23 protein-coding genes and 1 pseudogene are annotated in these 17,162 nt (G+C 61.5%); 2 read left to right on the plus strand and 22 right to left on the minus strand.

All coding sequences use genetic code 11. From position 1 onward, the window contains the following. Positions 1–8: 8 nt before the first annotated feature. Positions 9–254: a homing endonuclease associated repeat-containing protein gene (locus BN2694_RS11840; RefSeq protein ID WP_135665744.1), complete on the minus strand. Its 246-nt coding sequence runs from the start codon at positions 252–254 to the stop codon at positions 9–11. A gap of 71 nt (positions 255–325) precedes the next feature. Here BN2694_RS11840 and BN2694_RS11845 point away from each other — a divergent pair, with 71 nt between their 5' ends. After that, positions 326–1,045, plus strand: a complete 720-nt coding sequence (locus BN2694_RS11845; protein WP_135665746.1) for an SDR family NAD(P)-dependent oxidoreductase — start codon at positions 326–328, stop codon at positions 1,043–1,045. Positions 1,046–1,568: 523 nt separating this feature from the next. Here BN2694_RS11845 and BN2694_RS18160 read toward each other — a convergent pair. The 13 genes and pseudogenes from BN2694_RS18160 to BN2694_RS11905 all read right to left on the minus strand — a co-directional run bounded on the left by BN2694_RS18160 (position 1,569) and on the right by BN2694_RS11905 (position 10,880). Then, positions 1,569–2,364: pseudogene (locus BN2694_RS18160) on the minus strand (nucleotidyl transferase AbiEii/AbiGii toxin family protein). A gap of 5 nt (positions 2,365–2,369) precedes the next feature. Beyond that, positions 2,370–3,200, minus strand: coding sequence for a type IV toxin-antitoxin system AbiEi family antitoxin domain-containing protein (locus BN2694_RS11855; protein ID WP_135665748.1), 831 nt, complete (start codon positions 3,198–3,200; stop codon positions 2,370–2,372). Between the two features lie 124 nt (positions 3,201–3,324). Next, entirely contained in the window at positions 3,325–4,257 is a 933-nt protein-coding gene (locus tag BN2694_RS11860) for an ArdC-like ssDNA-binding domain-containing protein (protein ID WP_135665750.1), read from the minus strand. 86 nt (positions 4,258–4,343) lie between these two features. After that, positions 4,344–4,691: a hypothetical protein gene (locus BN2694_RS11865; RefSeq protein WP_135665752.1), complete on the minus strand. Its 348-nt coding sequence runs from the start codon at positions 4,689–4,691 to the stop codon at positions 4,344–4,346. 87 nt (positions 4,692–4,778) lie between these two features. Continuing rightward, positions 4,779–5,543, minus strand: a complete 765-nt coding sequence (locus BN2694_RS11870) for a pirin family protein (RefSeq protein ID WP_135665754.1) — start codon at positions 5,541–5,543, stop codon at positions 4,779–4,781. 77 nt (positions 5,544–5,620) lie between these two features. Next, positions 5,621–6,622 (minus strand): DUF6610 family protein, encoded by a 1,002-nt coding sequence (locus tag BN2694_RS11875; protein WP_135665756.1) that lies wholly within the window; start codon positions 6,620–6,622, stop codon positions 5,621–5,623. 123 nt (positions 6,623–6,745) lie between these two features. After that, positions 6,746–6,967 (minus strand): hypothetical protein, encoded by a 222-nt coding sequence (locus BN2694_RS11880; RefSeq protein ID WP_135665758.1) that lies wholly within the window; start codon positions 6,965–6,967, stop codon positions 6,746–6,748. Positions 6,968–7,033: 66 nt separating this feature from the next. Next, a complete protein-coding gene (locus tag BN2694_RS11885) occupies positions 7,034–8,239 on the minus strand; it encodes a hypothetical protein (protein WP_210408969.1) in 1,206 nt (401 codons plus the stop codon). 85 nt (positions 8,240–8,324) lie between these two features. Then, positions 8,325–8,990, minus strand: a complete 666-nt coding sequence (locus BN2694_RS11890) for a hypothetical protein (RefSeq protein WP_135665760.1) — start codon at positions 8,988–8,990, stop codon at positions 8,325–8,327. After that, the gene (locus tag BN2694_RS17970) at positions 8,987–9,118 is read right to left on the minus strand and encodes a hypothetical protein (RefSeq protein WP_280176685.1); all 132 of its coding nucleotides are present in this window, start codon (positions 9,116–9,118) and stop codon (positions 8,987–8,989) included. The genes BN2694_RS11890 and BN2694_RS17970 overlap by 4 nt, the downstream gene beginning before the upstream one ends. Continuing rightward, on the minus strand, positions 9,118–9,804 hold the full coding sequence (locus BN2694_RS11895) for a DUF6166 domain-containing protein (RefSeq protein WP_135665762.1): 687 nt from the start codon (positions 9,802–9,804) through the stop codon (positions 9,118–9,120). The genes BN2694_RS17970 and BN2694_RS11895 overlap by 1 nt, the downstream gene beginning before the upstream one ends. Before the next feature lie 78 nt (positions 9,805–9,882). After that, positions 9,883–10,437 carry a DUF6166 domain-containing protein gene (locus BN2694_RS11900; protein ID WP_135665764.1) on the minus strand — a complete coding sequence of 185 codons (555 nt, stop codon included), beginning with the start codon at positions 10,435–10,437 and terminating at the stop codon, positions 9,883–9,885. Next, positions 10,434–10,880: a hypothetical protein gene (locus BN2694_RS11905; protein ID WP_135665766.1), complete on the minus strand. Its 447-nt coding sequence runs from the start codon at positions 10,878–10,880 to the stop codon at positions 10,434–10,436. The genes BN2694_RS11900 and BN2694_RS11905 overlap by 4 nt, the downstream gene beginning before the upstream one ends. 136 nt (positions 10,881–11,016) lie before the next feature. Here BN2694_RS11905 and BN2694_RS11910 point away from each other — a divergent pair, with 136 nt between their 5' ends. Beyond that, complete coding sequence (locus BN2694_RS11910) at positions 11,017–12,381, plus strand: restriction endonuclease (protein WP_135665768.1); 1,365 nt, start codon at positions 11,017–11,019, stop codon at positions 12,379–12,381. Between the two features lie 34 nt (positions 12,382–12,415). Here the strand turns inward: BN2694_RS11910 and BN2694_RS11915 are convergent, their stop codons facing one another. From BN2694_RS11915 to BN2694_RS11950, 8 genes are all read right to left on the minus strand, one after another. Beyond that, positions 12,416–13,366 (minus strand): MarR family winged helix-turn-helix transcriptional regulator, encoded by a 951-nt coding sequence (locus BN2694_RS11915; RefSeq protein WP_135665770.1) that lies wholly within the window; start codon positions 13,364–13,366, stop codon positions 12,416–12,418. Between the two features lie 44 nt (positions 13,367–13,410). After that, positions 13,411–13,995, minus strand: a complete 585-nt coding sequence (locus BN2694_RS11920) for a hypothetical protein (RefSeq protein WP_135665772.1) — start codon at positions 13,993–13,995, stop codon at positions 13,411–13,413. A gap of 82 nt (positions 13,996–14,077) precedes the next feature. After that, positions 14,078–14,473: a DUF7567 family protein gene (locus BN2694_RS11925; RefSeq protein WP_135665774.1), complete on the minus strand. Its 396-nt coding sequence runs from the start codon at positions 14,471–14,473 to the stop codon at positions 14,078–14,080. A gap of 72 nt (positions 14,474–14,545) precedes the next feature. Continuing rightward, positions 14,546–14,911 (minus strand): DUF7568 family protein, encoded by a 366-nt coding sequence (locus BN2694_RS11930; RefSeq protein WP_135665775.1) that lies wholly within the window; start codon positions 14,909–14,911, stop codon positions 14,546–14,548. A 6-nt stretch (positions 14,912–14,917) separates the two neighbouring features. Further along, positions 14,918–15,418, minus strand: a complete 501-nt coding sequence (locus tag BN2694_RS11935; protein WP_135665777.1) for a hypothetical protein — start codon at positions 15,416–15,418, stop codon at positions 14,918–14,920. Positions 15,419–15,527: 109 nt separating this feature from the next. Further along, a complete protein-coding gene (locus BN2694_RS11940; RefSeq protein WP_135665779.1) occupies positions 15,528–15,950 on the minus strand; it encodes a hypothetical protein in 423 nt (140 codons plus the stop codon). A 74-nt stretch (positions 15,951–16,024) separates the two neighbouring features. Next, positions 16,025–16,687 carry a DUF6735 family protein gene (locus BN2694_RS11945; RefSeq protein WP_135665781.1) on the minus strand — a complete coding sequence of 221 codons (663 nt, stop codon included), beginning with the start codon at positions 16,685–16,687 and terminating at the stop codon, positions 16,025–16,027. Positions 16,688–16,756: 69 nt separating this feature from the next. Then, entirely contained in the window at positions 16,757–17,137 is a 381-nt protein-coding gene (locus BN2694_RS11950; protein WP_135665783.1) for a hypothetical protein, read from the minus strand. Positions 17,138–17,162 lie beyond the last annotated feature (25 nt).

Raw genomic sequence — 17,162 nt, forward strand, 5'->3', positions numbered from 1 at the left:
ACGCCGGCTCAATTGTCGAGAATCTCGATGATCTCCTCACGAATCTGTGGCCAGTTCGAACCAAAGGGTACTGTCCCGATGTCCGACTGACGGTATGTTTCTAGATAGTCTGGAACGGCCGCCTGCAGTGCTGTTCGCCACGCTCCGAATACGCGCTGATACGGATCGGTGGTGAACGTTCTGTGTTCGTTTATCTCGGTCGTTGGTGGGTGGCCTAGTTTTTCAGCAATAGCCCAGGATTCGGCTAGTTCCATCGTAGGCGTCGGTAACCCTATGTCGGATATGTCGTCACCACGATTTTCACGATAGGACGTGTATGGGTCGTATGACTCGAACAGCAGTTATCGCAGGGGTCGGTCCGGGACTTGGTGAATCGCTCGCCCGAAAGTTTGCAGCTGAGGGCTGTCACGTCGCACTTTTCGCTCGATCGGAAGACTATCTCGAAGAACTCGCTGAGGAGATGCCGGAACCCGGCGAGGGGCTTGCCGTCCAAACAGATCTCACAGATGTCGAGCAGATACAGGAGGGGTTCGAGGCGGTCCGCGAAGCGTTCGGCTCGGTCGACGTTCTCGTAAACCACGCGAGCGCCGCCTCCTGGAAGGGTCTTATGGACGTGAGTGTCGAGGAATTTGAACAGGCGTGGGCGGTCAATGGACGAGGCGCGTTCGTCTGCTCGCAAGAGGCTGTTGGCGACATGCTCGAGACGGGCGGCGGGACGGTCATCTTTACTGGTGCCACCTCTGCGGTGCGGAGCCTCGGCGGCGCGATTGGATTCACGGCCGCGAAGTTCGCTGCCCGTGGGATGGCGATGGATATCGCTCAGGAGTTCGGCCCCGAGGGGATTCACGTTGCTCATGTCGTCATCGACGGCCAGATCGATACGCCGGGCGTCCGCGAGCGATTTGCCGACCGCGACGACGAGACGTTCCTCGACCCCGACGAGATGGCCGAGACATACTGGCACCTGGTCGAACAGGATGATGTCAGTACTCAGCCGTTCGAGGTTCATATCACGAACGGCCCGCAGAACTCCGAATTCATCTGACTGCGTTGGTAGCGGAGCCACCTATCGGCTGTGTTCGGTGGATACGACTGAGCAGCAGGACTCTGACTTCTCCCAGGACTGAAGTCGTGGGGTTGTGCTGGCCACAGACCAGCAGCCGTCCAGACGGGCATCCCCACGTGGGAGTTTGCCGGTCGGATGCTGGGATTGTGGGCCGAGCCAGTACGGCTCCCGACGGAGACAGTGGCTTTGGTGGGCTTGCTTCGGACTCGACATCCAGCAATGCGGAAGAATGCCAACTAAAGCGTACGCGCTTCATCCCACGAGTGAACTCGTGGTTTTTCGCGTTGTTTCCGCTGTAATGCTCTGCGACGCACTCCGTTTCTGCCAGAACGGCTCTGAGATGTCGCTCTGTCATAATTCGGTGAGGCTGGAATGTACCTCCGCCCCTCGGCGGGCGGTCAAAACTTAACCAACACACTGGCTAGAGTTCCTGACTTGTTGGTTAATCGTTGGAGATCCCGATGCGGCACCCCTCGCCATCGACACCGATATCGACCGTTTCCTACGACGATCCCTGTTGGGCGATCGCCGTGTCCAATCGATTCCAGACCATCTCGAACGCCGGCGGATCACCGGTCAGGTCCGGCAGCGTGGTCTCCCACTGGTCGCAGATTGTCTCTTGTTGCTCGGCGGGGAGCTCGCCCGTCAGATCAACGGTGAGCCCATTGTGATCGCACTTTGCCTCGAAGGCAGGTTGGACGTCGACAAAGTCGATCGTGATTGAATCGGTTTCGAGCAGCTGATAGAGGTCGTAGTAGTCACGAGCGGCCCCGCGCTGGTAGATCGCACGGAGCTTTTCGGCGAAAATCTCCTCGACACTGTACGCCTGGAGGTCGAACTCGGGCACGTCTTCGTACGCGTGAGTATGATTCGAAGGCGACATGATCGTCGACCATCACGTCGATGCTGGTCGTGTTGGGGTGGTTGAGGACGGCCCGGTACTGAATGCTGATGTCGACGTAGTGGGTCGGGTAGTGGTCCTGCTGGGATTCGTGGTGCTCTCGAATCTCGAATTCAATGCCAGAGCGATCGGAAATCGTATCGAGAACTGTTCGGAGCTCTTGTTTGGATCCTTGGTACTCCCCTTCGACACCGAAATCGAGGTCCTCCGAGAATTGCCACGACTGCGGGAAATACAGTTTGGATAGCGCGGTCCCACCTTTGAACAGGAGGTTGTCGCCGTAGTCGCTTGTGAAGATGCCCCAGAGGAGCCACGAATTGACGTAGTTCTTTTCGGCGTACCCTTGCCGAACACCCAGTTCACGAGCGAGGATTCGGAGCCGATCCTGACTGATCATCGCGATCAGGACTCCGTCGGCTCCAGCATGGCTGGCTCGACGTTGATTCGGAGGCGATACGTGCTGTCGGTCGATCCGGTGGCGGGCCGCGTCGGGTCCAGCGGGGAATAGCCACTCGTGAACGACGCGACGAGTTCCTCGCGGGTAGGGAGGTCGATGCCGAGCTGGTCGGCGAGGTAGATGATCCGTTTGGTCGCAGCGCCGTTGTCGAGCCGCTTGAGGTACTCGCTGACGGTCTCCCAGTCGCAGCCCCGTTCGTCGGCAGTTCGCATCGCGGTCGCGAGCTCCCGGAGGCCACCGCAGAACTCGGGGTGGTCCGCACAATCGACCAGCGTCTTCTCCAGGTCGCTGACCTGAACGGTCGTGCCCTCGATCGATGTCGGCTCAAAGCCGAAGAATTTCCGCTCGGTGACTGTCGTGACGCGATACGGGACGCCGTGGATCTCTCGGCTTTGCGCCCGGGTCGGCGTGACGACGTACACCGTCCGAGGTACTTGTTCGGTCAGCCCGTGGTGGCTGAGGGCGCTGTAGTAGCCGATGTACATCGGCTCGGCGACGTGGGCGGCGATGAGGTACTCGTGGGTTGTGTACAGGGCCTCCTCGCCGGCCGAGAGTGGCACGATGAGATACGTGCCCGGGAAGAGCCGGTCGAGCCAGCCCTTCTCGGTGAGCCGGGAGGCGATCTCGCGGGCGGTGTTCGGGGGGACCTCCAGCGTCGTCTCGATGTCGTCGACAGAGATGATCTGGTGGCCCGCGCCAGCGAGTCGTGCAAGGAGTCGACTTTCTCGAGTCGAGAGGCCTTGCCGTATATTTTGTGACTGTTCTATTGTACTCACACTTGCGTTTCCTACATAGAGTATAAACACGGGCCTGCTTTAGCCTTGCGACTGCTACCGACGACGGAGATGAGCAGGCTTAACCAACGAAATCGGGGTGTAGAACCAAGCGTTGGTTAAGGACTCAAGCGCCGTCTTTGAGCACGTCGATGAGCTCTTCTGCTGTGGAACTGATCCGGTCGAGACGGTCGCGAACGACCTCGGGGTCGTCCGACTCCCACGCAGCGAGGTAGAACGCTGACCCACTGGTGTCGAGCCCGCAGTAGCGCCCGACGACGTACGCGACGGCTTCCGCCTCGACTTCGCGTTTCGCCCGCTCGGTGTCGTCGTCGACATCGAAGTGGAGCAGGGCGTGTGCGTACTCGTGAGTTAGCGTCCGCGCGAGGTCGGCCTCGTTCTCCCGATCACGCACTTCAACCCGCGGTTGCATATCGACGAGACTGAGCTGCTCGCAGATGCCCTTCGCCTCGCCGTGCGTCCACTCCGCTTCCGGCACGATCCGAACCGTCACACCGAGTTCATCCGCAGCATCGGTCAGCCGACCGACGAGATCGCCGGCGTCCCCAGTCGCTTCCGTGTCGAGTTCGGGAAGTGGCTCACCTTCAGTCTGGGAGATGTCGAACACCGGCGCCGGCTTGAACCCGACCAGCCCCTCCGACCACTCCTCGGGGGCTGTCTCGTCGTACTCACAGTCGCTGTCCTCGTGGTAGCTCGGCGAGTTCTCGCATTCCGGGCATTGCTTGGTGATGATCGGCGCCCAGATCCAAATGGCCGACTCACCCTCCTGGACATGCCTGTCGAACTCCTCATGCCATGTCCGGTAGCCCGCCACCCGGGTCGCCTCGGGGCACTGCCGCTTGATGAGGAGCGTGTTCCGGTAGGAGTAGTCATGGAAGCGACTCTGGACGTCGAGCCACTCTTGGAACTCGTCGCTGGCCTGCGCGTCGTCGACGCCGGCGACGAGGTCGTCGATCCACTGTTCGATGGTACTGTTCATCTCGTCTGATCGCGTGTCGGTCTGGTCGAAGGAGACCGACGAGTCTCTGGTCGTGGACATCGTGTTCACCGAATCAAATTCACGGCGACTGCGTCTGTTCAGACCGCGCCGCACCCCTCAGGGGCGTTCAAAAACCGCTCAGTCGGTCAGCGGAGCTCGTGGCGTTCGTCCGCAAACCCGACCGTGACGAGGTACTCGAGGAACTCGTCGAACCGCTCGACGTCGCTGGGCATGTCAGTCGCAAGGTGACGTGCCCACTCGATAGCCCATTGGAAGGCGGGATCCGTGCCGCCCTTGCCGTGTAGATACCACCAGCGAGCCGCTTTGAGAACCACTATTGGATTCGTTGGTGGCTGCTCACCGGCGAGCCCACGGGTGATGGACTCGATCTCCTCGGGAACGTCGCTTGCGTGGACGTCGCTGGACTGCGTGTTCGCGATATCGACGGGAATCTCGTCGATCGAGACATCTCTCGGTGACTGTTGTTGACTCACGGAGATCACCTGACTGCGAGGACTTCAGCTGAAGCCCTCACCCTCTCAGGGGGGCGAAAAACAACCCACGGTCGGTACGACGGTATCTTAGCGGCCGATGGTGCCTTGGCGCGTGATTGGCGCGTCGGGCTTGATGCTGAACGCGACGATGGTAGCATCCTCGGTTGCAGTGATGGTCACGTTGTCGTCGCCGGTCACGAGTGCGCTCTCGGTGAACCCGACCGTTTCATCGCCGACCTCGACGGCGCCGTCGAAGACGTACAGATAGGTGTGCCAGTCCGGCTGTGAGGGGAGCGTGGTTGTGGCCTCGGCGGCGAGTCGGCAGTCGTAGAAGTCGACGTCGTTCCGAACGTACAGCGGGGCGTCGGTTCCCTCGGGCCCGAACAGGTGGCGCCACTCACCGGCGACCGGGTCGGGGATCGGCTCGTGCTGGATGCCAGGTTCGAGGTCGAGGCTGTGTGGGCGGACGAAGATCTGGAGCATCCGCAGCGGGGGATCGTCGGCGAGCGTTTCCTCGGCGTGCCAGAAGCCGCTGCCGGCGTTCATCACCATCAGGTGGTCGGGATCGGTGACGAGTTCGTTGCCCTGGCGGTCGTCGTGGCGCATCACGCCCTCGGGGACCCAGGAAGTGATCTCCTCGTTACGGTGCTGGTGCATCCGGATGAGCGTGCCCGGATCCATGAACGACTCGACGACCGTCGCGAGCGGGCCGTAGCCGTGGTCGTCGTGGTCGGGGACGGCACGACCGGGGAAGTTGAAGTGGATCCGAAACTTCCCCTGATTCTGCGATACGTCCGTTCGCGGCGCCGTATAGATGCGCGACTGTGTCTGTGCGGAAGGCGAATCGTCCATTACCCGATATAGACGCTCACCCGCTAAATGGGTTCTGCGCAACGGTTCCTAGCTTCACGCTGGGTGAGCCGCGTCCCTCATACCGACGGGAAGTAGACGCTTTCCTCGCCGGCGATCTCTTCCAGGTTGTTCCGGTGACGGTGGCTGAAGTAGCACTCGTAGCTGCAGTATCCACAGATGGCGCCGGTATCGTATTCGACGACGTACGGGCCGCGGCGCGTTCGCCAGACGTTCGTCCCGCACTCGGCACAGGCGGCGTCCTCGATATCGGCAGGACTCGGTCCCTCGTACTCAACGTTGAGCCCCTCGTCTTGCGGTGTCGATTCGGGCCAGACTCCGTGAGTCTGCCAGAACTCGCGGATACGAGCGAGGCTGTGGCGCACCGTCTTTCGGACGGTGACGTGGTCGGCGTCGCGACCACTGTCGTCCCAGCCGTCGGCCGTCCAGAACTCACCGAACTGCGCGCCACGATGCAGCCCGTTCCAGTCGACGCCGACGATGTCGGCCGGTGGCTCGTCAGTGAGTGTCGGTCTGGTCAGCTGTCGAATGGCGTCGAGTTGCTTGGGCGGACTCCCGCCGAGGATGTGGACGCGCCGCCCTCTCCAGTCGGCTGGGTCGGAGAACTCGTGGGCCAGACGGTCGGCATATCCTCGTGAATACCCGAGGACGAGGTCCTGGGGAATCTCGTCGATCACCGCTTGGCACTTCGGGACGACGATGAGCTGGGCCTCGGGATGGCTCGCTTGGATCTCACGAGCAGCAGCGACGTGGGCGTCGACGTCAGCAGGTTCGTAGATGTCGCCAATGACTCCGACCTGTGGCTCGTACTCGAAGAATCGATCGACGAATCGATCCAGATCGGGATTCCGGAAGTCATTGTCGAGCATCCCGACAGGAATCTCGAGGTTCAGGTACTGGTCTGCCTGATACCCACAGTCTTCCCGAAACCCGGGAAGATATCCGAGTGCCAAGGCGTCAGCGACGAACGGAACTCGATGGAGGAACGCCACCTGGTCCGCTTGTCTGGCGGCAGCGATGTCGCTAGCCGTGCTGGAGTCCGTACTCAAATCGATGGACATGACTGAACTCGCGAGGCCGCCACTGGCCGCCCCGCGCCCATTCAGGGGCCCGAAAAACGGGATACTCTGACGCTAACCAACAAAAGGTGATAGATGATCCCGTATGTTGGTTAAGATCGATCGCTACTTCTCATCCTCACGCAACTCTTCCGCTTTCCACTGGAGGCGACGCAGAATCTGTGTCCGATTCTGGTGCGCGTTCTCGTATGCAACGCACTCCCGGAGTGTCTCCATATCGGGAATCGTCGCGATTCCAGCCTTGATCAGTCGATGGTTCGGTGATTCGAGGCGCTTTTCGGGTGGGAACTCGTCGTCAGCCCCGCTGTTGTCCGTGGACTTCTCCATCGCTATCGCCCTCCACCCCTCACGGGAGAGAAAGACAGAACAGCCGACTACCCCACCATGGCAGCGTCAGGCCATCGCGTCCTGGAACCGCTCGCGAAGCGCATCTTCACGCTCCTCGAACTGATTGACCTTCTCCTGCAGGTCGTCGCTGACGCGCTCGATACTCGCGAGCGCCCGCTCGCCGGCGAGCGACGCCTGCGACCCGTCGTCACCGTCCGTCTCCAGCTGCTCCTCGTAGGCTCGTTCGACGCGCTCGATGGTACCTTCCGGATTGAACAGAATGTCGTTGGCCGTGCGGACGTAGCCGTCCAGTGACGCACCCTCCTTGCCCTGGAAGAAGTGGGTGAGCGCGTACGTCGCGCCGGAATGCAGCGTCCACATGTCGATCTCGACGGGTGAGGCCGCGTTGGCCTCCGCATCGCTCGCAGCGCGCTCAGCGAGGTAATCCGGGAAGCCAAGTAGGCTGTAGAACTCCGTGACAGTGAACGGGAGCTCCGAGAAGTCGAGGTCGATGTCCTGCGCGTCCCGGATGAACTCGAAGAGATCGTTGGCGACGAGTTCAACCTGTGCGAGGAGCTCCTCCCACCAGGTCCGGAAGTTCCGCACGTCGCCGACGTGCTTGATGACCTCCTTGTCGGTGAGCGAGCGCATCGTGTTAGAGCAATACCCATCCTGGGCGAAGCCCTCCACGTAGACGGCGTGCTCGCCGAAGAAGTCGTAGCCCGACGTGACGCCCATCGTGATCGGGTCCGACCGGCCAGGAAGGCGCACCTCGAGGCCATCGAACATGATGTCCATGTGGACCTCGCCGCCGCCCCGGTAACGCCGAATCTCGCCGAACATCACATCGCCCAGCGGCGTCCCGTCGATGGTCTCTTCGCGGAGGACCTCCTCCAGCGGCCCGTACACGTCGACGGGATTGATGATCGCGTAGCTGTCCGTGGGAACATGAAATAGTGGATCCGTCTCCGCGCCCTCATCTCTGGCCTGCTCCCGAGCGCGACTCGGCTCGACGAGCGCGTTGAACCGCTCCGTCTCGACCCACTCGTCGGTGTAGGGGTTCTGGTAGGCCACGGTCGTCTCGACAGCCTGCGGGAGATCGCGGATCGCCTCGGCGAAGGACACGGGACTCTCGCCCCCGTGACGCTGTCGGTACCACTCGGGCAGTTCGGTGTCGGTACGTCCATCGACGCCAGCGAAGATGGTTCTCGACTCAGGGTCTTTCATCTCGGTCACCTCGACGCAGGAACGCTCATCGACGGCCGCCTGCATCGTCTCGCGCCCTGCGCCCCTCTGCCGGGCGCAACAACAACACCACGTTAACCAACACCGGGTCCAGGGGGTGGAAGGGCGTTGGTTAACAAGACCACCGGGAGAGGGAGGCCTGTTCTCGGTCGGACTCAGCAGGAATCTCACAGAGAAACCGCCACTTCGGGCGCTCTCGGATCTGTTTGTCGGGCCGGTTACCCGCCTGTCCGGGCTCCGTTTTCCCGGCACAGATCCAGCCCTTGTCTCTGAGCGCTTTGATCATCGAGCCGTCGAAGTCGGCTCGTACGAACGTCAGCAGAAGCCGAACGCCTCGCCGTCGGCCGTGACGCCGCACGAACCGCTCCATCGACCGGGCGAGGGCAGCGGAAGCGAGATTTGGGAAGTCGACGCCGATACAGATCCGCGCCGCCTCGACGATCTCGTCGCCCTCGTATCGAGTTCCATCGTACTTCAGCGAGCGAATCAGCGGATAGCGCCACGTAATCGCACCCAGTAGCTGGTCCTGGTAACAGAGCCCGTGATGAACGAGGTTCGTCCGCGGGACACTGTCCATATAGGAATGGTGGGCTTCGTAGATCGCGCCGGCGACGTGCCGTGGGATCGATTCGATATGGACGCGCTCTGCGAACCGCAACCCGAGCGGCGCCGTGACCGGCTGGCCCTCGCGATGGATGGGACACGAACACCCCTCCGGAGTGCGCGTGTACTGGAATCCGGTACTCCGCGGTTGGCCGGGAGAACGTGTCTGAGTCACGAGTCAGTGGCGTCAGTCTTCTCTTGCCGGTTATTGTACCGCTCCAGTTTGCGACCGGTTTTTTCGAGTGCCTCGACCCCGCGTTCGATCAGTTGGCGGGTGGCTCGCGACAGCCGAAGCGTCTCCATCAGCACTCCCCCTCCGGTGGCTCGATGAGGTCGTTGCTCTCGTCGACGAGGGCACGGATGGCCCGCTCGACATCGGCATCGTCCGATACCGTCCGGCTCGCCAGGGGTGCCGGATAGGCGCGATCGCCCTGACTACAGAGGACGGCCAGCCAGCCATCGGTTCCCTCCCCGAGCACGATGTAGTGGTCGCGATCAGCCCGCTGGAAGACTCGCCGGTCGGGTCGGGTGACCGTTCGCCAGTTCTCGGGGAGCGTCGGTGATGGCTTTCCGCCGTCGGGAAGGGCGACGACATCGTCGGTGATCGTCGCCATCGCCGCGTCGATCTGTTCGCCGGTGAGGTGCCAGCACGCCGCCGGACCATCACACTCGAGTTGGCTGATCACGCGATTCCGGAACGCGATGTAGTGTTCTCGCGCGACCTGGGCGTCATTGTAGTAGTCGAGGAGGAGGCCACAGGCGAGCTGTGCAGGTCCGCTTCCAGCATATCCCCACTCGAAGCCCGTTGGGCTGTGGTTGACCAGCTCGAGACTCTGATCGGGAGTGAGACGCTGGTGTTCGGAGAGATTCAGAACGACGGCTTGGCCGTCGACGCGAAAGCCGACGTATTCGATGGCGCCGTCACGACGGTGAGCGGGCGCTTCTGTCTGGACTGCGTTCGACGTGGGGCTTCGTGCGTTCCCGTTCATCGGTACGTCGCGGGAGTGGTAACCCCCGCACCCCTCTCGGGGGTTCTACAAACAGATCCGGAAACGCCGTCGCCGCCCCTACTGGCTAGCTGCGGGGAACTCGAAGCCGCCGGTGTCCGTGGGTGATTCCTCCGAATCGGTAGGCTCTGATCGAACTTCCTGGCGAGCGTCCTCCAGTTCTTCGCGGCGGTCGTCGACGCTCTGGTGAATATTGGTGTCGTGCTTCTCGCAGAGCGCTCGCTCGACCGCGAAGGTCATCTCGTCGAAATCGACCGCCGTGATATCAACGTCCTCTTGTGACGGCGTTTCATCAGCGACGTCGATGTCTTGCGACCAGGTATCGGCCGAAATGTCGCTGGACGGAAGTCGCCACTCGTCGCCTTCGAGCTCTTCACGCAGGTACTGAGCGAATTCCTTGTAGTGATCGAGCGCGATGTTTTTCGTTGCGGAGTCAGCCAGCAGCGCGATGGCGAGTTGATCGATGCGGGCCTCGTCGGCCTCCGGTCCCCAGTTGAACCCACCAGGGGCGCGGCGCAGAACGTGGAGGTGCTTGTCCAGCACGTCGCCATCGGGCGTGTACACCAGCTGTCCACCCATACAGCGTTCACCGCGGTACGCTCGGCCGCCTGTCATCGGAACTCACCCTCCCAGTGTCCCATACCTCGTGGTCGTTCCGGGGGCTGGCGGGGGAAGGAATCCGACGGCCGACGGGCGGTATCTGGACCGCGTCCGGCTCCCTGATTGCTCGTACTCGTGGCCCCGGTTGGTCGGGGACCGACGTACATCGGCTTTCGCGCTTGACTTCGCTCCGTGACGACCTCGCGATGGAGCATCGTACAGAGCCACATAACGCTCTCGGCGAGGTCGAACGCCGCTGCTCGCGACCGGAGGTCGTGCTGGCTGAAGAGGATCGTCCCATCGGCTCGATCGAGCCGGACCAGCCATTCCGAGGATTGCTGGACGTGGCAAAGGACGGATTTCGAGAACTCGTAGGCGAACACGAAATGATCGTCGTCTGTTCGTCGATGCAACCACCAGTTGTCGGGGGCGATCTCGCTGTTGCTCTCAGAACTCATCGCTGACCCGGGACGGTGATGACGTCCCGCACCCCTCGCGGGACGTGAAACAACAACTGCGGTCGCCTCACCCGCTTTTGTCGTCGAAGTCGGCAACGTATTTGGTTCTAGCAAGATACAGTCCAATTATATTCGGATGGCTGTACTGGACGACCTCTCGGGGTTCGAGTTTGAGGACCTGATGGAAGACGTGTTCCGTAACCTCGGCTACGAGAACGTCCGGCAGGCCGAGCGGACGGCTGACGAGGGCCGGGACGTCCTAATGGAGGAAGTCGTCGATGGGACGCGACGGGCGATAGTCGTCGAGTGCAAGCATACTGGGACGGTCGGCCGTCCGGTCGTCCAGAAGCTGCACTCGGCCATCGCGACGTTCGACTTTGACGGTCCAAAGCGTGGGATGGTCGCCACTACTGGTCGATTTACGAACCCTGCCGAGGAGTACGCAGATCGACTCCAGCAGAACGGTGATCCTCATCCCATCGAGCTGATCGACGGCGAGGACCTCCGGGAGATCGCCGACGAGATTGGTCTCGATCTCTACAACGGCCGCATCGAGATCCTCTGTGACGAGACGCTTCGACCTTACGACCCGGCGGCGGACGTCGACGCACCTGTCCAGGAGGCGTTCCGCGACATCGAGAATATCGAGGCCGCGGATCTCCCGGTGCCGCACTCGCAGGTGACGTTCCGACCGGTGGTTGCGATCACCGCCGACACGAATGCTGTCTTCGAGACCTCTGTCGGTGTCATCCACCGGATCAACGACCGCACACAGTTCGTTGTCCACGCTGAGCGCGGCCAGCCGAAGGTGGCCGACGACGATGTCGCGACGCTGGTCACCGAGAACTTCCACGCGACGGTTCCCCTCGACACCGAGCAGTTTACCGATGTATTCGACGACGTCGAGGAGCGCCGGTTCGGGCAGACCCAAACGGAGTACAAGGAGTGGGCTGTTGACCGTCTTCAGGACTACCACACGACGACGGTGACCTACACTGGCGACAACAACGTCACCTACAATAAGACGTGTGAGCCGAATCTCTCGGACATCTCAGTGCAATCGATCGAGCCGGTGTACCTCCCCGAAATTCGGCAGACGACGGAGATACTGGAGTATTCGTATCCGTACGAATACTATGCTGCTGGGCCCTCACGGGTTACGCTGGAGGACGGCATTCATCGGTGCGTCCACTGCGAGACGAGCGGCGTCGACGAGACCTACACGTACTGTCCGAACTGCGGGGCGATTGCCTGCGATAGCCACCGCAAGACCGAACGGCTCGAAGGGGAGCCGGTCTGTACCGGCTGTGCAGTGACTGAACGGTTCGCACTGAAGACGAAGTACTTCTACGACGAGGAGAACCTCGAGGCGTTCCGCAAGGAGTACGCCGAGATGACCCTCCACGAGAAGGCGATGGAGAACAAGCTACTGGCTGGCGGGAGTGTAGTTGCGACCCTGTTAATCGTCCTCGGCGTTCTCGTGATCGGCGGCATCATCTAACCTGAGCAACCTCTGCCTGCTGTGGGCGCAGCTGTTACCACACTCCGTACTGCTCTTTGAGCGCCATATATTCGCCCTTCTTCGGGAGGATGACGGGCAGATCATCTGTCCTGTCGAAGTCTCCCTGAAGTGGTCGATACAACGCGTCCACAGTCGGTTCCAGGTCGTACCACTGTGCGGTCTCGACGAGTGTCTCCTGATCGATATCCTCCGCCTCGATCAGCAGCATCGAATAGCTGACTCGCCGGGATCCGCTATCGAGAAGGAGCGTATGGCACACGATTTCAGCAGGCGTTAGGCCCTCGTCTGGAGCATACCAGAACGGAGGCTCGCCGGCGAGGAAAAACTGTAGACCATACGCTGCAAACCGGCCCAGTCCGGTCATCTCCCAGTCCGGAGCTGCTTGGAGTGCGCCCGTATCCTCACCGGTCTGCACGCGAACGAGTGCTCGCTTTGGATCACACCACGCGATCGTGGCGCTGGGGGCGACTTCCCGGACTCGGGCTCGATGTTCGTGTTCTACGGCGGCCCGAGCGAACGCCAACAGCGGCGAGACCTCGTCCCGGAGGGCGTATTTCGAATCGGATCTGGAGAGTAGTGCTCGGTGCTTGAGTGGTGATAACGCGCTATGGACACCTTGTCGAGTGATTCCGAGCCGATCTGCGATATCAGCGATGTGTCGTGGTCTATCGAGATACCAACACACGTGGAGTGTGGCTGGGGAGAGCAGTTCCGTCCAGTCTACGTGGCTGAACTCCGACTGAAGCGTGCGATACGCTTCGGTGACGGGATGTTCCGCGATGCGGACTCGACGCTGATTGCTGGGACCACGGGTTTCTGCGAGTAATCCCGCTGCGAGCAACTCATCGAGTACATCGTACAGATGTTCTCGTGAATACTCGGTTTCAGCCGCGAGTTCCTCCGGTGTCGCATCACGGCCGGTACTCAGCGCGTCAAGCACGGCGAGTCCGGCCTTCGTAATCATATAAGTCCTTCTAAATCCTAACTATATAAATACGATTTGGGATTTTACTTGACGACTGCTTCGCCCCGGACCAATTCTGTGAGCGCGTCCTCGAGCGACCCGTGGAATTGCCAGTTGGCCTGCTCGAAGGCCTCGTCGGTCGGGCCGTCCCAGCGGGGGAACGCGGAATGATCGCTCACTTTGACGGTCCACTCGGTCGGCTCGTCGAACGGGTTCTCCGTCGGGAGTTCCACGATGTAGAGGTACTCCTCGTCGCCGTGGATGCCGTCAGCCGGATTCTCGACGCCGTGGCCCAGCAGGAACAGCGGCTGGTCGAGGTGCTCCATGTTGGACGGCTCGAGAAGATCCGCTGGCTGAGCCGCGTCGATCGTTCGCTCTGGGTCGCCATCTAGATAGAGGCCGACCGTCGAGAGCTTATCGAGGAACACGAACGTCGCCGCCGTGTAGCCCGGTCCGCGTTCGGCCTGGGTCGCATCGAGAAGTTCTTTCAGCTGTGCGAGATCCCGGAGGACGCTCCCCGGGTAGCCATCCGAATGCCGGTACACCTGCGCGACGCGGTCGGCGCTGCCACCTATCTCATCGGTCTGTTCGACTCGTTGGACGAATCGGAGTTGACTCCGTGTCGACATCGGTACTCGCCGGCGCGTGTGCGCCGGCACCCATCGCCGGCGCAGAAACAACACCACACAGTCGTAGCGGGATTGCAATCCGCTATGCGAGATGTGACACCTCGTCTGGTTCCTCCATGTCGTCGAATTCACCACGCTCGACCGGCTCCCAATCCTCCCCAGGTGCTGGACTCCACCAGTCGACTTTGTAGGCCCCCGGTGCGCCGAGGACTTTCACCCGTGCCGAGCCGCCAGGTAGGTCGCGACGGAGCTTCTCATCGACGTGAAGGTTCCACGTCGAGTCGGTGTCGAAGCAAGCGAGCACAGCCTCCTCGTAGCCACGATCTTCTCGGGACTCTCGGAGGACGACCTGCGTGTTACAGTTCTTGCAGAACACTCCCTCGAAGGGAATGTGGGTGAACACTTCTTGCCCGCAGACGGGACACCAGAGGAACTCGAACAGTGCCTCGCTGTGTCGGTCGAGTACTTCGAGACTCATTGTTGGGCCGACCCGGTTCGACCGGGTCACTCTCTCCGCCCCGGCCGAAAAACATCCTGCGTGTGTACGTTCTCAGCGTTCAGAGCCGTAGACGATGCGCGAGGGGGCTTCGTACCCACAGTCCGGGCAGTCGTACCAGCGCTGTACCTTCGCTCCATCAGCTGCCTTCTCACCGACGAGGACGTCGTCATTCGGACACTCCGGACAGTTTAGTTCCGGCGCTGGCCGCTCCCGAAGCGCATCCCGAAATGCGGTCGCCTCTTTTGCCTCGTAGCCCCGCGACCAGATCGGGTAGCCGTCGACGAGGATCGCCCCGCGCCATTTGTACCGGTACGACTCCGGAGCCTGATGGAGGACGGCTCGGGCCCCGGTCTCGGTGTTTCGATACGCGAGTGTTGGAGTACGACTTTCCCGGGACCAGTTGGTGATTCGTGGCATCGTCAGTCAGAAGTGGACGTCTGCGGGGACGATCCAGAGCGTCTGGCTGTCTTCCTCTTCCTCGAGGACACGATCGAGCTGATCGCGGTGGCGAATCCCCATCGCGTGCTGGTCGTACATCGGTACTGATGGCCCCTCGTAGGCGCCGACCTGATGGAAGGCGTGTCGGGCGAGGTCCTCATCACGCATAATCTCCTCATCGCTGAGCTCGTCGAGCGCCTCTTTCACGCGGTCGAGATTCCGCTGGAACTCTTCCTTTGTGGCGTTCCAGGCTCGATCGAGCAGTTCACCGCCCGCCTCTGAATTGATGGGTGCTGCCGTCGGTAGGTCTCCCCAGCGAGCCTTCCCGGCGACCGTCGTATCCTCTTCGTCGAAGGTGCAGTAGTAGTCAAACACGGCGCAGCCGTGGGGGTTCGCCCCGACGAGACGGTCGAAGACTGCTTTCCCCTCGACCAGGGCGTCGTGCTGTGTCGGTGCCTCGACCAACGCGTAGATGACCATATGCATCTTTGTTCACCTCGAAGCGCCGACTCACCGGGCACTGCTCGGCTTTGTCTGCTCGGTGCGCCGGCACCCCTCGCCGGCGTTCGAAAAAACTCGCTTCGCGAGATCGCGTTCAGGAATCGCCTGTCCGCTCGACGGTGATCGTCAGGTCGCCCGACTCGTAGTCGGCCTCGAAGTCGACGCTGAACGCGCCGGATTCGTAGGCGGCGTGGTAGGCACGGTGTCGTTCGAGCGATCCGGTCGCCTTGAAGTGGAAGAACGCAGCTGAGGTGTAGGGCTTGCTCTGGGTTTCGACCTGCGACTCGACGGATGCGGGGAGCGCGATTTGTGGTGTGTCCGTATCGATGCTCGCAGCGAACGCCTTTGCTTCCTGGACGGTGGCCTGCGAATGTGCGGGCGTCTCGCCGGTTAGCACGTTCACCGGGGTTTCTGTGTCGTCGGTGAACAGGACATCGTGGAAGGTGCGCGTCCCGAGGACTGCATCGGGACCTAACTCGCAATCGTGGAATGGATCGTCGTCTGGTTTTTCGGGCATCAAATCACGAGCCTACGGTGGGCCTCAGTCCTTTCTGGCCCAGAAAACCACTTTCTGCTTCGACGCAGATCGACCTACGTCCGGCTGAGTGTCGCGTCCGGAGACGGTGTTTCACCGCTCGGGATGCGCAACTCTTGGCGCTTCCCGACCCACTCGCCGAGCTTCTGCTTGAGGTACTGGCGAGCCGTCGACTGGGTGAACACACCCTTGTCGACCATATCGCCAACGACGTCTTTCAGCGCCTGGAACTTCCCCTTCAGGTGGCCGTCGCCGACCGGCTCGCCGTCGTGCCACCGGACGGTGGCCAGCGCGCCGTTCCCAACTGTCTCGCCGTGGTCGATCGTCTCCGAATCGTACTGAAGGCCGAACCATAGCGTCCGGTAGGCGGTCACCTCGAAGGTCGGCGACACAACGTAGAACGCCTCGTGATGGAGGTAGTCGAGATGGTCAGTGATGATCTCCTCGAGTGTGAGTCCGGTGGCGCGGGGTTTTGGCTCGACGACCGTCGACGGCCGATCTTCGTTGGCGAGGTAGCCGTCGACGCCATCTGCCTCGAGGCCATCGGCCAGCTCTGCGAGGAGCTGTTTCGCCCACTTGGAGTCGGTGTCGTCGCCACCGAACGGTGACTCAGCGGAAATCCGGTGCTTGAGCTTCAGGTTCGCAGCGCCCCAATGAGAGTAGTGGAGCGTGTACTGTCCGTCTGCCCGTTCGTACGCAACGAGTGCGCGGTGACCCATTTGTACAATCACCTCGCAGGGCGACCCACTACTGGATCGCCCCGCACCCCTCCCGGGGGATGAACAACTCTACTCGTCGATCGGTTCAGGGGAATCGAGGTCCGCGTGGAGGACTTCGCCGTCGCGAACCACGTACCGCTTCGCCAGCACTGGGAAGCGGCACTTCGTGAACCCCGCTGTCTGGATGTCGAGTTTTTCGTCGGCTTCGAGGTGGTCGGCAAGGGTTCGAAGGAACTCGTGGGTCACGATACCGCCCTCATAGTCAGGGAGCCCGTTCTCTCGCGCCTCGTACACTTCGAAATCGTCGAATCCCCAGATGGTGAGTTCGCCTTCGTCGGTTACCTCCCAGTCGAGCGTTCCGAAGCAGTAGCTCTCACAGAGTTCCCGGACTGCCTGTGGATCCGATACAATTGCACCGGTCGACGTCGTCGCAGCTTGTAGTGTCGCCATGTCTGGACTTACGGGGAAGCCCCGC

Source organism: Halorhabdus rudnickae (assembly GCF_900880625.1).
In the GTDB taxonomy this organism is placed as follows: Archaea; Halobacteriota; Halobacteria; order Halobacteriales; family Haloarculaceae; genus Halorhabdus; species Halorhabdus rudnickae.

What these genes read in the sequence shown, in the direction of transcription:
- BN2694_RS11910 (WP_135665768.1), top strand. Translation starts at nt 11,017, where the DNA reads ATGGCTGTACTGGACGACCTCTCGGGGTTCGAGTTTGAGGACCTGATG.
- BN2694_RS11845 (WP_135665746.1), top strand. Translation starts at nt 326, where the DNA reads ATGACTCGAACAGCAGTTATCGCAGGGGTCGGTCCGGGACTTGGTGAA.
- BN2694_RS11935 (WP_135665777.1), bottom strand. Translation starts at nt 15,418, where the DNA reads ATGCATATGGTCATCTACGCGTTGGTCGAGGCACCGACACAGCACGAC.
- BN2694_RS11880 (WP_135665758.1), bottom strand. Translation starts at nt 6,967, where the DNA reads ATGGAGAAGTCCACGGACAACAGCGGGGCTGACGACGAGTTCCCACCC.
- BN2694_RS11950 (WP_135665783.1), bottom strand. Translation starts at nt 17,137, where the DNA reads ATGGCGACACTACAAGCTGCGACGACGTCGACCGGTGCAATTGTATCG.
- BN2694_RS11905 (WP_135665766.1), bottom strand. Translation starts at nt 10,880, where the DNA reads ATGAGTTCTGAGAGCAACAGCGAGATCGCCCCCGACAACTGGTGGTTG.
- BN2694_RS11895 (WP_135665762.1), bottom strand. Translation starts at nt 9,804, where the DNA reads ATGAACGGGAACGCACGAAGCCCCACGTCGAACGCAGTCCAGACAGAA.
- BN2694_RS11860 (WP_135665750.1), bottom strand. Translation starts at nt 4,257, where the DNA reads ATGTCCACGACCAGAGACTCGTCGGTCTCCTTCGACCAGACCGACACG.
- BN2694_RS11875 (WP_135665756.1), bottom strand. Translation starts at nt 6,622, where the DNA reads ATGTCCATCGATTTGAGTACGGACTCCAGCACGGCTAGCGACATCGCT.
- BN2694_RS11900 (WP_135665764.1), bottom strand. Translation starts at nt 10,437, where the DNA reads ATGACAGGCGGCCGAGCGTACCGCGGTGAACGCTGTATGGGTGGACAG.
- BN2694_RS11870 (WP_135665754.1), bottom strand. Translation starts at nt 5,543, where the DNA reads ATGGACGATTCGCCTTCCGCACAGACACAGTCGCGCATCTATACGGCG.
- BN2694_RS11920 (WP_135665772.1), bottom strand. Translation starts at nt 13,995, where the DNA reads ATGTCGACACGGAGTCAACTCCGATTCGTCCAACGAGTCGAACAGACC.
- BN2694_RS11915 (WP_135665770.1), bottom strand. Translation starts at nt 13,366, where the DNA reads ATGATTACGAAGGCCGGACTCGCCGTGCTTGACGCGCTGAGTACCGGC.
- BN2694_RS17970 (WP_280176685.1), bottom strand. Translation starts at nt 9,118, where the DNA reads ATGGAGACGCTTCGGCTGTCGCGAGCCACCCGCCAACTGATCGAACGC.
- BN2694_RS11885 (WP_210408969.1), bottom strand. Translation starts at nt 8,239, where the DNA reads ATGCAGGCGGCCGTCGATGAGCGTTCCTGCGTCGAGGTGACCGAGATG.
- BN2694_RS11945 (WP_135665781.1), bottom strand. Translation starts at nt 16,687, where the DNA reads ATGGGTCACCGCGCACTCGTTGCGTACGAACGGGCAGACGGACAGTAC.
- BN2694_RS11940 (WP_135665779.1), bottom strand. Translation starts at nt 15,950, where the DNA reads ATGCCCGAAAAACCAGACGACGATCCATTCCACGATTGCGAGTTAGGT.
- BN2694_RS11930 (WP_135665775.1), bottom strand. Translation starts at nt 14,911, where the DNA reads ATGCCACGAATCACCAACTGGTCCCGGGAAAGTCGTACTCCAACACTC.
- BN2694_RS11840 (WP_135665744.1), bottom strand. Translation starts at nt 254, where the DNA reads ATGGAACTAGCCGAATCCTGGGCTATTGCTGAAAAACTAGGCCACCCA.
- BN2694_RS11925 (WP_135665774.1), bottom strand. Translation starts at nt 14,473, where the DNA reads ATGAGTCTCGAAGTACTCGACCGACACAGCGAGGCACTGTTCGAGTTC.